At 64.0% G+C, this 15606-nt stretch carries 13 protein-coding genes and 1 pseudogene; 2 read left to right on the top strand and 12 right to left on the bottom strand.

Translation table 11 applies throughout. The features are described from left to right. Together KBX19_RS11170 and KBX19_RS11165 are read right to left on the bottom strand one after the other, a co-directional pair. Window positions 1-1748 (bottom strand): hypothetical protein (locus KBX19_RS11170; RefSeq protein WP_255999035.1); only part of this gene is annotated, 1748 nt, incomplete at its 3' end. Window positions 1749-2047: 299 nt separating this feature from the next. Further along, entirely contained in the window at window positions 2048-3337 is a 1290-nt protein-coding gene (locus KBX19_RS11165) for an adenylosuccinate synthase (RefSeq protein ID WP_255999033.1), read from the bottom strand. A gap of 58 nt (window positions 3338-3395) precedes the next feature. Here KBX19_RS11165 and KBX19_RS11160 point away from each other — a divergent pair, with 58 nt between their 5' ends. Both KBX19_RS11160 and KBX19_RS11155 read left to right on the top strand, forming a co-directional pair. Continuing rightward, window positions 3396-4229, top strand: a complete 834-nt coding sequence (locus KBX19_RS11160; protein WP_255996113.1) for a hypothetical protein — start codon at window positions 3396-3398, stop codon at window positions 4227-4229. A gap of 336 nt (window positions 4230-4565) precedes the next feature. Continuing rightward, window positions 4566-5414, top strand: a complete 849-nt coding sequence (locus KBX19_RS11155) for a DUF2382 domain-containing protein (protein ID WP_255996114.1) — start codon at window positions 4566-4568, stop codon at window positions 5412-5414. A 307-nt stretch (window positions 5415-5721) separates the two neighbouring features. Here KBX19_RS11155 and KBX19_RS11150 read toward each other — a convergent pair whose 3' ends face one another. The 10 genes and pseudogenes from KBX19_RS11150 to KBX19_RS11105 form a co-directional block, all read right to left on the bottom strand. After that, a complete protein-coding gene (locus KBX19_RS11150; RefSeq protein ID WP_255999032.1) occupies window positions 5722-7092 on the bottom strand; it encodes an aromatic acid exporter family protein in 1371 nt (456 codons plus the stop codon). Between the two features lie 67 nt (window positions 7093-7159). Continuing rightward, window positions 7160-8194, bottom strand: coding sequence for a class II fructose-bisphosphate aldolase (gene fbaA, locus KBX19_RS11145; RefSeq protein ID WP_255999030.1), 1035 nt, complete (start codon window positions 8192-8194; stop codon window positions 7160-7162). A gap of 72 nt (window positions 8195-8266) precedes the next feature. Continuing rightward, window positions 8267-9415 (bottom strand): glycoside hydrolase family 76 protein, encoded by a 1149-nt coding sequence (locus KBX19_RS11140; RefSeq protein ID WP_255999037.1) that lies wholly within the window; start codon window positions 9413-9415, stop codon window positions 8267-8269. A gap of 476 nt (window positions 9416-9891) precedes the next feature. Beyond that, window positions 9892-10563 carry a TrmH family RNA methyltransferase gene (locus KBX19_RS11135; RefSeq protein WP_255999028.1) on the bottom strand — a complete coding sequence of 224 codons (672 nt, stop codon included), beginning with the start codon at window positions 10561-10563 and terminating at the stop codon, window positions 9892-9894. Beyond that, window positions 10556-11194 carry an orotate phosphoribosyltransferase gene (gene pyrE / locus KBX19_RS11130; RefSeq protein WP_005288310.1) on the bottom strand — a complete coding sequence of 213 codons (639 nt, stop codon included), beginning with the start codon at window positions 11192-11194 and terminating at the stop codon, window positions 10556-10558. Before pyrE ends, KBX19_RS11135 begins: the two co-directional genes overlap by 8 nt. An 18-nt stretch (window positions 11195-11212) precedes the next feature. After that, window positions 11213-12583, bottom strand: coding sequence for a hypothetical protein (locus tag KBX19_RS11125; RefSeq protein WP_255999027.1), 1371 nt, complete (start codon window positions 12581-12583; stop codon window positions 11213-11215). A 110-nt stretch (window positions 12584-12693) separates the two neighbouring features. Further along, on the bottom strand, window positions 12694-13533 hold the full coding sequence (locus KBX19_RS11120) for a sulfurtransferase (protein WP_255999025.1): 840 nt from the start codon (window positions 13531-13533) through the stop codon (window positions 12694-12696). A gap of 14 nt (window positions 13534-13547) precedes the next feature. Continuing rightward, entirely contained in the window at window positions 13548-13946 is a 399-nt protein-coding gene (locus KBX19_RS11115) for a DUF4265 domain-containing protein (protein ID WP_255999024.1), read from the bottom strand. A 63-nt stretch (window positions 13947-14009) separates the two neighbouring features. Further along, window positions 14010-15041: an alcohol dehydrogenase AdhP gene (gene adhP, locus KBX19_RS11110; protein ID WP_255999022.1), complete on the bottom strand. Its 1032-nt coding sequence runs from the start codon at window positions 15039-15041 to the stop codon at window positions 14010-14012. 111 nt (window positions 15042-15152) lie between these two features. Next, window positions 15153-15467 (bottom strand): annotated as a pseudogene (locus tag KBX19_RS11105) (ATP-dependent chaperone ClpB); the annotation flags it as partial. Between the last annotated feature and the right edge of the window lie 139 nt (window positions 15468-15606).

Raw genomic sequence — 15606 nt, 5'->3', positions numbered from 1 at the left:
GGCTCCTCGTCCGTCGTGGTCGGTTCCGGCTGCTCATCCGTCGTCGTCGGTTCCGGCTCCTCGTCCGTCGTGGTCGGTTCCGGCTGCTCATCCGTCGTCGTCGGTTCCGGCTCCTCGTCCGTCGTGGTCGGTTCCGGCTGCTCATCCGTCGTCGTCGGTTCCGGCTCCTCGTCCGTCGTGGTCGGTTCCGGCTGCTCATCCGTCGTCGTCGGTTCCGGCTCCTCGTCCGTCGTGGTCGGCTCCGGCTCCTCGTCCGTCGTGGTCGGCTCCGGCTGCTCATCCGTCGTGGTCGGCTCCGGCTCCTCCTCCGTGGTGGTCGGCTCCGGCTGCTCATCCGTGGTGGTCGGCACCGGCTGTTCCGTTGTAGGCTGCGGACAAGACTCGATCCTATTGGTCAGCTCGATAGTCGCATTCTCTGCGGCGTTCTCGATCGTCACGGTCTGGCCCGGGCTGTAATCCGGATCAGCGAATTCAACACCTGCGATGTCCGGCTTCACCTCAGTAATGGTAACTTTCGAACCCTGCGGCAGAGAGTCGTAACCGGTGAGCGTCGTACCGGGCCGAAGGGCCGCGGTATAAGAAATCTTGCCGTCGGCGGGCTGCGCCTCAGTCTGCTTGACCGTTCCCGGGAACTGGAAGTTCGGCCCGACCGAGTCCCTCACGTCGATGTCGACCTGGACCGTAAAGGGCTCCTCGATTCGTGCAATGCACTCCTGCTCACCGATCACGGTCTTCGTCAGTGCGAATGAGCCGCGCTCAACACCCGCACCCGCTGCAGCAGCAGCGGCGTCGTAGGTGTGCTCCCCAGCGTTGCGCTCCTCAGCCGCAGTCGTGGTCTCGATGCCCTGCGAGTCAGTAACAACGACGTTCGCCGAGTTTTCGAACTTATCACGGTCCTTCGGGTCACCGACGAATTCCGTCTGGTAGGTGATCTTCAGATCCCACTCTGGGTTCCAGCCACCCCTCTGAGGGGCGATGTCCGCAGCGAAACCGCGACCCCCATCCTGGGCGGTGACGTTGCTGTTCGGCCACGCCTGATTCTCCCGGCTCAGATCCTCCTGGTAAACGTAGACAACCCTGTTGGGGTCATCAAACCCGACGTACGCGTGGTTTCGGCTTTGCAGCTGGTCAGCGATGCGGACAGACCTGGCCTGACCGTTCTCATCAGTGAGGTTCTCAGCGGGGATGATGATCGTCCAGTCGATGACATTGTTTGCGTAATCGATGGTTCCGTACTTCGAAACGCGGTCTTCTTTGCCGTCCGGCAGCACGTACGGCACCACGCTGCCGCCAGGGATAGCAACGGAGAGCGGTTCACCGCCCGGTACGGTGTTGAACTTCCAATCCGGGCCCGGGGTCTCACCGAGCCCCACATTCAGGCCGATCGAGCCAGTCACACTATCCTGATTGATGTCCCGGTTGAAGGTGCAAACCAGGGTTCGTTCCTGCACTTCGCACGACCCAGCCTCTTGACCCGACACGCTGAACGGCAGCTTGTTAGCAGGCGGCAGGATCTCTGTCGGGAAGTCGATGGACATTGTCTGGCCCTGCTCAATGGTGCCGTTTGCCGTCCACGGGAAGCTGAGGCTGACTCGGTCACGCGTGTCGAGCTGCTTGTCAATCGGCTGACCGTTCTGGGTGACCGTCGGCTGCCCGAAGGTCACAGGCGCCGGGTTAGCATCCTGGGCCTCCGAGCTCGGCACAAGATTGAACATGGCTCCTGTAATGAACAGAGCAAATGCCGTCACTACGGCAACCAAAGTCCTGAGCAGGCCAGCAATTTGCACGCCGCGTTGTTGATCTTTCAAGGGTCGCTCCCAATCGTGATTTGCAATTTGGCCCGAGACCCGGACATCTTCCGTGAGAATCGTTTCACTTCCTCCGGAACTCGCACCGAGCCCACATGGCCGCCTCCGCCTGTTCCAAGGCGGTATACAGCTTAGAAGTTATCACGTACAGGACATTGCCGGATAGTCCCCATGGCAATAACTTCATTGATGGAGCAAAAAAGTCGACTGGGAAGGCTCCGTCGAAAAGCGAAAAGCTTTCACCGCTCCATGATGTCGTTGCGCACGATCGTCTGGTCGCGGCCCGGACCCACACCGATGTAGGACATCGGGGCGCCGGAGAGCTCCTCGAGACGCAGAACGTAATCCTGGGCGCGCTGCGGCAGCTCTTCGAACGTACGACAACCGGTGATGTCCTCGTCCCACGCGGGCATGGTCTCGAAGATCGGCTCAGCGTGGTGGAACTCGGACTGGGTCAACGGCATCTCGTCGTGGCGCACACCGTCGACGTCGTAGGCCACGCAGATCGGAATCTCGCCGATGCCGGTGAGCACGTCCAGCTTGGTCAGGAAGTAATCGGTGAAGCCGTTGACGCGCGCGGCGTAGCGGGCAATCACGGCGTCGTACCAGCCGCAGCGGCGCTTCCGCCCTGTGTTCACGCCGACCTCGCCGCCGACTTCCTGCAGGTAGTCCCCCCACTTGTCAAACAACTCCGTCGGGAACGGTCCGGCACCCACGCGGGTGGTGTAGGCCTTGACAATGCCCAGCACGCCCGTGATCTGCGTCGGACCGATGCCGGAGCCGACGCACGCACCTCCCGCGGTCGGGTTCGAGCTGGTCACAAACGGGTAGGTGCCGTGGTCAACATCCAACATGGTGGCTTGGCCGCCTTCCATGAGGATGTGGTGGCCTTGGGCGAGGGCGTCGTTAAGCGTGCGCTCCGCATCGATGACCATGGGCTTGACGCGCTCGGCGTACCCCATGAAATAGTCCATGATCGCGTCGACCTCGATGGCCTTGCGGTTGTACATCTTCACCAGCATCTGGTTCTTCACGTCCAGGGCGGACTCGATCTTCTGGCGCAGGATGGACTCGTCGAACAGGTCCTGCACGCGGATGCCCACGCGCGCGACCTTATCCGCATACGTCGGACCGATGCCGCGCCCCGTCGTGCCGATCGCGCGTTTGCCCAGGAATCGCTCCTGCACGCGGTCGAGCGTCTGGTGGTACGGCGTGACCAGGTGCGCATTGGAGCTGATCCGCAGGCGCGACGCGTTGGCGCCGCGGGCCTCCAGGCCGTCGATCTCCTCGAACAGCGCCTCGAGGTTGACCACCACGCCATTGCCCAGCACAGGAGTCGCGTTTTCAGACAAGACGCCCGCCGGCAGCAGCTTGAGCTCGTACTTCTCGCCGCCGACGACCACCGTGTGACCAGCGTTGTTGCCGCCGTTGGGTTTGACCACGTAATCGACCTTGCCGCCGAGGATGTCCGTGGCCTTACCCTTGCCCTCGTCGCCCCACTGCGCGCCGACAATGATGATCGCAGCCATGATTCGCTCCTTTGCGCTGGTTCGCGTCAAATTCCAGCGTCATTGTAGCGTGATGCGCATGCAGCTCATTCATTGCGCGTGCGCGTCCGGGGTCACGGTTCCAGGCGCTTCTGCCCATTTGCTTGCCGACGTCCCCTCCCGCCGCGACCTCACCTTCCTCGACTCTTTGGCCGAGGAGCTTTTGCCCGGTGGCACTGTTCCTTCCCTTGCGGAGATCACATCTTCGCCGTCGGTGCCGCACATGGGGGAGCCGGCGTTGGCCGGGCAGGCGCCGTTAGAGCGCTTACGGGTCGTGGTGTCCGGGTCTGATGCTGCCCTGGGAGCTGTACTGACGCGAATGATGCGGGCCGACTATATGTGGGCCGAGGTCGCCTACGTACCCGTTGATGTGGGGTCGCCGGCTGCGGTGCTGTGGGGGTTGTCTGAACTATCTACGTCCGATGCAGTCGCGTTGGCCGTGTCGGGCGGCGTTGCGCCGCTGCCGTGCATTCGGAATGACTCCGGTGTCGTCGTCGCCGGGTCTGCTGTTATTGGCAGCGCCGATGGAGGCCCATATATAGGTGAGGTCGTTGTCGACCAAGACGTGCTGCTGTTCAACGAGTCTGCGTCGCCGGGTGTGCCGGGCCCCTACGGGGTGCGGCTCGTGCCGACAGTTGGCGCGCCCGGCCTGGCCGCCGCCCAACTGGTGACTCCCGCGTCCGGAGTGCGGCGGCGTTTCCGGCGCGACGTGCCGCCGTCGGTTACGGATCCCTCGACCGTGTTGTCCGGGCGAGCGCTCCAGGCCGGAGGGCCGGCGATCGCTGTCACCGTCGACGGAGCGCAGGCGCCGAGGGCCGCCAACCGCGTAACGTTCTACCGGCACTTGAGGGATATTCAGGCAGTGCGGGCTTAGTTCACGGGAGGGTCCTCCGCGTAAAACGACGGCGAATTTTCCCGGGTGCCGCTTTCCGCCGATATGTGATTTATCTCACATTATCGGGTTTACAGGCGGCCTGTGACCTTTTCGTTACCTGGGCGAGACTGTCCGTTAGTTACCTGCGAGTGCACACCTGCACGTTTGCGCTGGTAACCGTTTATGGCGCGACATATTAACCATTTCTGTGACGTGCGCCCTCAATCTTTCGATTGATCTATGGGCAGTGGGGGTCCGCCGGTGCAGCCGCAGCGATCCATGGCTACGTTGGTGGTTGTTCGATTTCGACAAACCACTTAAGGAGAACACGCCAACATGGCTGACTACAACCGCATTGAAGACCTTGCAAACGCAACTGCATACGACGTTAATGGCGACAAGGTTGGTGGCGTAAAGGACGTTTACGTTAACGACACCACCGGCCAGCCGGACTTCGTCTCCGTCAACCACGGCCTGTTCGGTGGCGGCGACTCCATCGTCCCGCTGCGCGGCCACTCCCTGCAGGACGGCGAGCTGCACCTGGCCTTCGCTAAGGACCGCATCGAGGACGCCCCGGACCTGGACGAGAACGGCCACCTGACCAACGCTGACCAGGAGGCTTTCTACCGCCACTACGGCCTCGAGGGCGTTGAGGACCGTACCCAGTACGAGACCGGCGCTCCGGCTGCTGGCGCTGCTGCCGGTGCAGGCGCTGGTTACGGCGAGCACGCTGCTGACCGCGACCGCGCTGAGTTCGCTGACCGCGAGGGCGTTGCTGCAGACAACGACGGTTCCATCGTTCGCTCCGAGGAGCAGCTGAACGTTGACAAGGACCGCGTCGAGTCCGGCCAGGTCCGCCTGCGCAAGTACGTCGTTCACGAGACCGAGACCGTTGAGGTTCCGGTTGAGCGTGAAGAGGTCCGCGTTACCCGCGAGCCGATCTCCGAGGCAGACCGCGCTAACTACGACGGCCAGCTCGGCGAGCAGGAAGCATCCGTCACCCTGCACGAGGACCGCGTGAACGTTTCCAAGGAGTCCGTCCCGGTCGAGAAGGTCTCCCTGGACAAGGACACCGTTCGTGAGACCCACCAGGTCACCGAGGACGTCGCCAAGGAGCGCATTGAGACCGATGGCAACGTTGTCGACGAGACCGCGCGCGACATCCGCCCGGAGGACCAGCGCTAGAAACGCCGCTTAGCGCCTAGCGCTAAGTAGTCTCTCTTTCTGGAGAAAGGCCCCAGCTTCGGCTGGGGCCTTTCGCGTGCCCGGACGTTGGTGGCGCCTTGACTACAGTGCTCCCCTGTCTGCCCTGCCCCTCCCAGCCGTGCGCCCCGCTCCCCTGGCGCCCGCTCCTCCGCTTAGCCGCTGGAATACTGCTCGAGCTTATTCGCTAGATCGCATGCTTTTGACCTGCAAGTATAGGTGAGCAGTATTCCGGAAATCGCCCAGTAGTATTCCAGCCGGCGGACGAAGCCGCCCAGAGTTAGGCCGGTTAGTCCTTATCCTCCGAGTCCTCGGCATCCCTGACATCCCCGGCCTCAGCTCCGGGCCTGCGGGACTCACGCAAGTCCGGCTCGTATGCCGGGGTCTCAGACGTCGGCGCAAGGACGGCGATGGCGGACTCGCGGGACCAACCGCAGATCTGCAGCATGTCCACGATCAGGGAACGGGACTGCGCCAGCACCACCGCCGCAGAAAGGGCGGGCCGGGATTTCCGCGAACCGTCGCCGCCGTCAGCGGCAGAAGCAGCCGAATCAGCCGGCCCAGCAGAAGCAGCAGGACCAGCAGGCGCATGAGTCGACGAGTCCGACCGGGAGAACACGCTCTCCGGAGCTCCGCCGGGCGGCTGGGCAGAAGGGTCGAGAACGTCGAGGCCAGCCTCGACAGCCAGGTCGCGCAGCCGGTTCGTCAACGCCGGCATGCCTTGGGCCTGCGAAATCTTGGCGTTGACGTCCAGCATCGCGGCGAGGTCCAACGTGATGGCGGATAGCTGGTCGAGCAGCCAGATCTGTTTCGGGGAGACAGGGTCGTTGTCCTCTGCAAGGACGAGGGCGCGGCGGGCCAGTACGCGGGTAGTACGGATTGCGTTATCGGTCGGCGTGACCATCTTCTCCAACGCGTCGACGTACCGGCGGGAGCGCCACAGAAACGGAGATAGCCGCGCAGATTCGCGGCCGGATTTCGTGGCAGCCGTGATCGCCTCGATGTCGTTCTGGGTGCCGCGGATCGCCGACAAGGCTTCGGCTACTTGGGTGGGGTCTTGTGTGAGGAGGGCGTGGGAGACGTCGTTAAGCACACTGCTGAGCACGCGCAGAACGTTGGAGATTTCGTGGCGTGCTGTCGCGAGCGGCGCTGATGGCAGCAGCGCAATCACCGCGAGGCCGACTGCGGAACCGATGAACGCGTCAATCGTGCGGTCGATGCCGGTGACGTCCGCGTCGGGCGGCATGATTGTGGCGATGAGGATCGAGCCGATGGCCACCTGATTCGCCACCAGCACCGACTTCGAGAAGAATCCCGCGAACAGCAACGACACCCCGACCGCCAGCGCGATCTGCCAACCGCCGGTGCCCAGCGGGGCGAAGAGGAAATCACCGACCAGGACACCGAGGATGCAACCGAGGGCCATGTCGAAGGCGCGGTTGATGCGGTCACCACCCGAGATGCCCACGATGATGACCACGGAAATCGGCGCGAAGAACGGCTGGGGGTGCCCCACCCACTCATGCGCGATGAAGTACGCCAACCCGGCCGCAATGCCCACCTGAATAGCCGCCAGCAGACGCTGGCGCACACGCCGAAACCGCGCGCCGATCGAATTCTCGACGGCCACGATGCGCTCCCGGGTGGACATCTTCTCCATACAGACATGGTAAAGGCCCCAGTCAAACCGGGGCCTTGAACGGAGAAAAACGAGTGTTTAACTGGACTTACTTGGACACGGTCTTGCCCACAGACTTCAGGTTCTCGCAGGCCACGACAACACGGTCAGCCATGGACTGCTCGGCCTTCTTCATGTAAGAACGCGGGTCGTAGGCCTTCTTGTTGCCCACCTCGCCGTCGATCTTCAGCACGCCGTCGTAGTTCTCGAACATGTGGGATGCCACCGGACGGGTGAAGGCGTACTGGGTGTCGGTGTCCACGTTCATCTTCACAACACCGTAGGACAGAGCCTGCTCGATCTTCTCCGGCTCAGAACCGGAACCGCCGTGGAAAACAAAGTCGAACGGCTGGTCGCCCGCGGACAGGCCGAGCTTCTCCACAGCGGCCTGCTGGCCCATCTCCAGCACCTCCGGTTTCAACTTCACGTTGCCCGGCTTGTACACGCCGTGCACATTGCCGAAGGTCGCAGCCAGCAGGTAACGGCCGTTCTCGCCGGTGCCGATCGCGTCGATGGTCTTCTCGAAGTCCTCGCGCGTGGTGTACAGGTTCGCGCCGGCCTTCGCCTGGACGCCGTCCTCCTCGCCGCCGACAACGCCGATCTCCACCTCGAGGATGATGTTCGCCTTGCGCGCCTTCTCCAGCAGCTCCTGGGCGATCTCCAGGTTCTCGTCGATCGGGATAGCGGAGCCGTCCCACATGTGGGACTGGAACAGCGGCAGCTCGCCGGCGTCCACGCGCTCCTGCGAGATCGCGATCAGCGGACGCACGTACTCGTCCAGCACTTCCTTCTGGCAGTGGTCGGTGTGCAGCGCGACGTTGATGTCATAGTGCTCCGCGACCTCGTGCGCGAACGCAGCCAGTGCCTTCGCGCCGGCGACCTTGTTCTTCACCGACTGGCCGGAACCGAACTCCGCGCCACCAGTGGAGAACTGGATAATGCCGTCCGACTCTGCCTCCGCGAAACCGCGCAGAGCAGCGTTGATCGTCTCCGAGGACGTGCAGTTGATGGCTGGGAAGGCGAAGCCGCCCTGCTTGGCCGTATCGAGCATCTGGTTGTAAACCTCAGGGGTTGCAATAGGCATGGGGAGTCCTTTTCACTCGCGTGCGTCTGACACCCCCAGTATGCCCGTGTTGCAGCCCCGGCGCAGCAGCTTTCACCTCGCTGCGAGTTTCGCCGCGGCCTCTAGAAGCATCCAGCCAGACAGCTGCACCGACAGATCACGTTCAGCAATGCGCGGCGCACTCACCGCTTCGCTTATCGACGCCGGCCCCATCCCATAGTTATGCGGCAACCTCGCCCCGCGAGTCCACCGGGCCGGGAAAATCGGCAGGCCATCGACTTCGAGTCGGTTCGACCACAGCGCCTCCGCACTGGCCATGACCAGCCGTTGGGCGGCCTTGGCGGTGGCGGCGTTGGCCGGGTCGTCCGGCAGGCGCAGCGCCACATCCGCGAGATAGCGGGCCAGGATGCCTTTGAACAGGCCGCCATCACCGGCCGCTGCCCCATCAGGCCCGCCGTCCGCCGGGTTATCAATTACACCGGCCGGGGTTGCCGAGTGCATCCCGATCGCCTGGACCAGCGCACGAATCTGCGCAATGTACTCCATCTGCGCTTCCGGCTGGTCCTCCAGGGCCAGGGCGATCTCGAGCGCCGCGCCCAGGACCGTGCCTTGGTTATAGGTGTAGGTGATGGAGGTGGGGCGGGGGCCGTCGACAAGCAAGCGGATGCCATCCTGAATCAACCCGTTATCCGCGTGCAAGTTGGTGAAGATCCAGTCCAGCACCTCCCGCGCCTTATCCACCCTGCCCGTGCGGGCCATCATGATCGCCGCCGGGCCGTTCGCCGGGACGTTGAAGAAGTTCTCGTCCGTGCGCCACGGCAGCACACCGGTCAACGAATCCAAACCGGCAAGAATGTTGAACTCCAGGTCGACCAACTGCTTCGGGCGGCTAACCTGCTCCGAATCCGTCACTCGGTTGAGTGCCAGGGCGAGCCAGGCCTTGTCGTCGTAGTAGCGGTTCTTGCTCACGTTGCCGCGGTTGCGGATCCGGATCGCGCGCATCGTCCGAACGATCACCGCGCGGCGGGCCTTCGTCGATCGGCGCTGTTCCGCATCGATCAAACAGTCCAGATAGTGAGCCTGCCACCAGTAATGCCACGTCGCGAACGTTTTCTCCCGCGCCGTTGGCGGCCACGCCGTCACCGCCAGGTTCGTTCGGGGAAGCCCCCACAGGCGCGAAGCGTGACGATCCTGAATCGCCATCTCCGCCAAATCCGCCCTGTGCGCCCACGTCTCCGGCACGGGGCCAGCGTTCCCACTGTTCACGAATCTCCTACCTGACAGATCTCTAGTAATGCCGTTCTAATTATCGCAGCTTTCAATGCCCACGTTAGGTTTTACATTCTCCCGCAAGTATTTTCCATGAAGTTTTGAGATTCGCTGGGGGTGTGTCACATGCGGGCGCGTTTGGGGCGCGGTGCGCGCGTGGTGCCGGCGCGTTGTGGGCGTGTCTAGCACCGTAGGGTCCATCCCGAACTCAACCTCGCCCGCCCCATGGATCACATGCAACCCATCCACCTCTACCGTGTTGCCCGCGGGGCGTTCGAGTGACTGCGCTGCGCAAAACTTTACATGCGTTCAAACTTATGCTTACAAACGTGCAGGTAGAGAATTTCTAGCGCTCTACCAATATCATCGGAATGTCAACTTTTGCACACGGGACATCCGGACCGAGCCCGGCACCAATTTCACCGGCGCTGCGGCGGCCCCGCTTGCCCTCACCACGCGTGGGAAAGGTCTGCGTGCTGACGGATCCACGTGTGCATCGCAATCCCAGCCGCAACCCCGGCATTGATCGACCGTGTCGAGCCGAACTGAGCGATCGAACACGTCATCACCGCCGCTTGCTGAGCCTCCGCGGTCACGCCGGGACCTTCCTGGCCGAACAAGAGGACACAATCGCGGGGTAATTCGGCTGTTTCGAGGGGCACGGAGCCGGGAGTGTTATCGATCGCAACGACAGCAAGGCTCCGCGCGGTCGCCCATTCCAGCAGGTCATCCACTGTCTCGTGGTGGATGATGTGCTGATAGCGGTCGGTCACCATCGCCCCACGCCGATTCCACCGCTTGCGACCGACGATGTGCACCGCCTCCGCCATGAAAGCGTTCGCCGTGCGGACGACAGTGCCGATGTTCATGTCGTTCTCGAAGTTCTCGATCGCGACGTGGAACGGGTGCCGCCGCTGATCCAGATCCTCCCGGATCGCCTCGAGCGACCAGTACCGGTAGGCATCGACAACGTTGCGGCGATCACCGTCCCGGAGAAAATCTTGGTCGTAACGGGGATCGGTGGGCCACTCCCCTTCCCACGGGCCGACACCGTGGCGGCCTTCCTGCCACTCGGTAGGGCCGCGGTCATGCGGGCCGCGGTCGGACTCGGGGTTATGCAAGGTCGAGGTCTTCGAGGCCGAGGAGGTGGCGGTAGGTGAGGCCGGCGTCGTTAAGCGCTTGGGCAGCACCCGTGGCACGGTCGACGACGGTGGCCACCGCAACCACCTCGGCGCCCTCCTCGCGGCACGCCTCGACCGCGGTGAGCGGCGAGTTGCCCGTGGTCGTGGTGTCTTCAACGACCAGCACGCGCTTGCCCTCGATGGATGGGCCCTCGATACGGCGCTGCATGCCGTGCTTTTTGGTTTCCTTGCGGACGACGAACGCGTCGATACGGCGACCGGCCGCGTGCATGATCGCGGTGGCGACCGGGTCCGCGCCAAGGGTGAGCCCGCCGACGGCGTCGAAGTCGAGGTCGGAAGTCATCTCGCGGATGAGCTTGCCAATCAGGGCGCTCGCCTCATGGTGCAGAGTCGCCCGGCGCAGGTCAACGTAGTAATCCGCCTCGGCGCCAGAGCTCAACGTCACCTTGCCGTGCACGACCGCGAGCTCCTTCACCAGCTCCGCAAGACGGGCCTTGTCGCGCGGGTTAATCCCCGGGTGGGTGCCCTCGGGGTACTGCTTGCCAGTCGGGTTCGCGGGGTTGAAGTCGCGCGCGGGGGTCGCATAGTCAGGCTGCTGTGGAGTATTCATGCTCCCCAGGGTAGCTGTTCAGCGCTCAGACTCGCTGCCGCCGTCGCGGAAGATGGAAGGGGGTTGGGGTTTGCGGGTGACGCGGGTGCCGTCGTTAAGCATGCGTCTGCGCTCGCCCGTCGCGATGGCGTTGACCTCGTCCGATCCGACTTCGTGGTCCTCGATTGGGCCGCGCGCGCCGCCGGTGAGACGCGTCGGCATTTCGACGGGATCTTCCGGGCGCACCACATGCGGCCGCGACGGCTCCTCGGGTTCCTGGGGTTGCGCCGCGGTGGGCATTTGCGGCTCCCCCATCTCGCGCGACGGGCTGGCCACCTTCAGCGTCGGCCAGGTTTGCGGGGGGAGGGTGCGCGCTGCGTCGGCAAGCAGCGCCAACGGGGCGAAGACGTCGTCCCATTCAGGCTCGTCCAGCTGCGCGATCACCCACTCCGTCTCGAACCACACCGCCGTGACCTGCGCCGGAAGCATCTCGACGGCTGTCTGCACCCGAATATCAATCATCCGCTCAACCGGCCCCGCATCCGACGCCAGCACCGTGAACCCTTCAAGCTCAGAGACCTTCACCAGGTCGTCGGCCGGCCCCTCAACGCCGCGCCGCATATCGACGACAACATCACTCGGCATCCCCGTCCCCATCGCCACCACCGGCGTACCGGCAATATCAGCAATGCGCGTTTCATGCCCGAAGCGCGTCCCGGTCAGCACGTCCTTGAGCACAACGCCTGACGACGCCGCCCCCCGCGTCCACTCATCCGCCAAAAACTCATCTTCCTTGGCGTAGGTGAACCCGTTCTCCTCGGCCCACTCACGCCAGGCCTTGCGATTCTTCGGGGTCCTGGGTTTTGGTTTTTCTGGCGTGGTGGATTTTTCTTGGGCGGCGGGGTCGGTTTCGGCGGGTTCGGCGGACGCGTCGGACTTTCCGGGCTTGCTCGCTTTGACGGCCTTTGCGGCCTTTCCCAGCTTCGGCAACTTCCAGCGTGTGGACGCCTTTTTCGCCGCCGGCTCGGCCTCAGGCTCGGGGGCCGGCTCCGGTACTTCGCTGGCCGCTGGTTCGGCGACCGGTTCTTGCTCCTGCTCGGGTTCCGTGTCGGGCCCGAGCGGCGGCTGCACCGCCTCGGCGGGCTCCGCAGCTGGAGCAGGCTCACTCGGCTCCGCCGCCGCCTCGGGCTCGGCTGGCTCGGCCGGCGGCTCCGGAACCGCGCCAGGCTCAGCGGCAACAGGCTCGGCAGCCTCGGCCGCTGCAGGTTCTGCCGAAACCGGCGCGGCGCCCTCCACAGGTTGCGCCGGTTTCGCAGCACGGGCAGCTTTCTTCGCTCCCGCATCCGCGCGCCACAAAACGCCCGCCCCGGCAAGGGCGAGTACGGACAGAGCGAATAGTGCGAGACCCATCGATAAGCACTCTAGTAGCAGGGGCCGACAGTCACCGCGCAGGCTCCGAGCAAATCAGCCCCACCGCCGACCGGCCGAGCCAGCCCGCCCAACCAGAAAAGCCGCCCGAGCTACACCTCGCGCTCAACCGGGTTGCTCGCATCCGCCGACCATTGCGACCACCCACCGATGTAGTGCGTGAGAACCGGCAGGCCAACGTGCGCCATCGCGGCGAGCAACTTCGCGGAGTGATTGCCTGACCCGGAGTACGCAATGGCCGAGGCGGGATCCGTGTCGTGGGTGATCCCCAACTTCGCGAACTGCTCGAGGATGTGGGAGTTGTCCAGGATCTTGCCGGAATCGTCGAAAAGCGACTCGACAGGCAGGTTGCGCGCGCCCGGAATGTGCCCGGACTTCAGGTCGAGTCGCTCGCGTTGGCCGCGGAAGCGGGAGGGCTCGCGGGCGTCGATAAGCGTGCTCTTGTAGCCGCGCACATCCTCGATGTCCGCCGTCGGCAGCGACCCGGGCCTGACCTCCTGCTCTGTGTGCACGGCGACGGGGCCGGGGCCGGCGACCGTTTCGTAGCCCAGCGTGCTCCATGCCGCGAAACCGCCGTCGAGAATGCGGACATCCTCCACGCCCGCCCACCGCAGCGTCCACCACGCACGAGCAGAGAAAATACCCTGGCCAGTGTCATAGATGACCACAGGGCGGCCAGGCTCAATCCCCCAACTGCGGAACGACTCGATGAGGCGGTCCAACGTCGGCAACGGGTTACGGCCCACCTGCGAACCGGGCATGCCGACGAGCTGCAAAGAAGGCTCGCAAAACAGGGCGGTCGGAATGTGTTCAGACTGAAATTTCGACCACGCATGGCCCTCACGGGCATCCCACAGCGCGGCAAGAATAGTGAGCTTTTCGCCAGTTCGGATCTGTTCACGCAGGTCTTCGGAGGACACATAGACGCTCATGGCCCCCACAGTACCTACGCCAGCGAGATGATGCCCTGCGCCTCCAGGCCGTCGAGCCAGTCACGGATTCCGTCCCGCGGCGCATCCATGCTTATCGACGCACCCAACATCCCCCCAGGCCCAATCTCCACCCTGCACCCAAAGGCGAGGAGAGTCTCCGGAATATCCGTCGGACCGGGCTCCTGAATGAGGATCCGCACGGTCTCCGCGCCACCTTTGACCACCGTCTTGTTCACGTGCAGTTGCCCGCCCACTTTCACGCATTCGACGATGTCGCCGACGTTGATGCTCGTGTCTAGGAACGGGACCGACGCGACGACGAAGTGCCCGCCGCCGATGTCGTGGGCGGCGAGCTCCTCATTCTCCACGCCGGGGAGCGCGACGCGGGTGGTGATCGTCGTGGTCGGCTGCATGCATGCAGTCTAGAGCAGTTTGCTTATCGACGGCCCCTTGTACGCGCTCCCGTCCCGTACCGGCTAGTACTTGATCGCCATGCGACCGCTGATTTTGCCCTTGCGCATGTTCTCAAACACGTCGTTGACGTCGTCGAGCTCGCACGCAGTCACATGCGGCTTGACCAGGCCGCGGGCGTAGAAGTCCAGGGCCTCCGCCATGTCCTGGCGCGTACCAACAAGCGAGCCGCAGATGGTGATGCCGCGCAGCACGATGTCGAAGATCGGTGCCGGGAAGTCCCCCGGAGGCAGGCCGTTGAAAACGATCGTGCCGTCGCTGCGGCTCATCGCGATGGCCTGGCCGAACGCGTCCGGGTGGACTGCCGTGACCAGCACGCCGTGGGAGCCGCCGTCAGTGAACTCTTGGACCGCCTCGCCCGGGTCGCGGTCTTTTGCGTTGACGGCGAACTCGGCACCGAGCTCGCGGGCTAGCTCGAGCTTGTCGTCCGCGATGTCGACGGCGATGACGCGCATGCCCATTGCTACGCCGTACTGCACCGCGAGGTGGCCCAGGCCGCCGATGCCGGAAATCGTCATAAACTGGCCCGGCTTGGTCTGGGCTTCCTTGAGGCCCTTGTACACCGTGACACCTGCGCAGAGGATCGGCGCGACCTCAACCGGGTCGACGCCATCCGGGATGCGGGGAGCGTAACGCGTGTCCACCAGCATGTACTCGCCGAAGGACCCGTCGACGGTGTAGCCGCCGTATTGGGCGTTGTGGCAATAAGTTTCGCGGCCGGTGCGGCAGAACTCGCACTCGCCGCACGCGGACCAGAGCCAGGCGTTGCCGACCATGTCGCCGACGGCCACCGTGTGCTCACCCGGGCCGAGCTCGACGATTTCGCCCACGCCCTCGTGGCCGGGTACGAACGGTGGCTCCGGCCTGACGGGCCAGTCGCCTTCGACGGCGTGCAGGTCGGTGTGGCAGATGCCGGAGGCGTGCAGCTTCACCAGTGCCTGGAAGGGACCCGGCGTGGGCAGATCCAAGTCACGGACATTGACATCGGGGCCGAATTGCTCAGCAACGGCGGCTCGCATGGTGGTTGGGGTGGACATCGCAACGGTTCCTTTCCAGTCGGAGGGTGAATATGTTGCGAGTCACATTAGGAGTTTCCAAGAGGAAAGTAAATAGAAAACGACCCGTGTTACCGGATCGTTTTCTCCCAATCACTTCGCGTTGACGTCAAGCGTCTCCCCTTCCGGATCGGCGTCCACCCGCACCGCCTCACCGTCGCGGGTCTCACCGGCGAGGACTTCCTTGGCCAGTTTGTCGCCGATCTCCTTCTGGATCAGGCGACGCAATGGGCGGGCGCCGTAGGCGGGGTCGTAGCCACGGTCGGCAAGCCAGCGCTTCGCGGGATCAGAAACCTCGAGAACCAAGCGGCGTTCCGCGAGCCGCGCAGCCAACCCGCGCAGCTGGATGTCCACGATCCCGACGAGCTGGTCTTGGGTCAGCGCGTCGAACACGACGACGACATCCACAACTTCGTCGCCGACATCAACCACATCGACAGCACCATGTTCGAGGGGTGGTGAGCATGCTCGTTGAAGCGTCCTGGTTTTCGTTCCGCTTATTGAACGCCCAACGGGTGGGCGTGTGATTGTTGATAGTAGGCGTCTT

Source organism: Corynebacterium sp. CCUG 71335 (genome assembly GCF_024454075.1).
Lineage (GTDB): Bacteria > Actinomycetota > Actinomycetes > Mycobacteriales > Mycobacteriaceae > Corynebacterium > Corynebacterium genitalium.
Note: the sequence above shows the minus strand (reverse complement) of the source record. Positions and strands in the feature narration are given on the sequence as shown.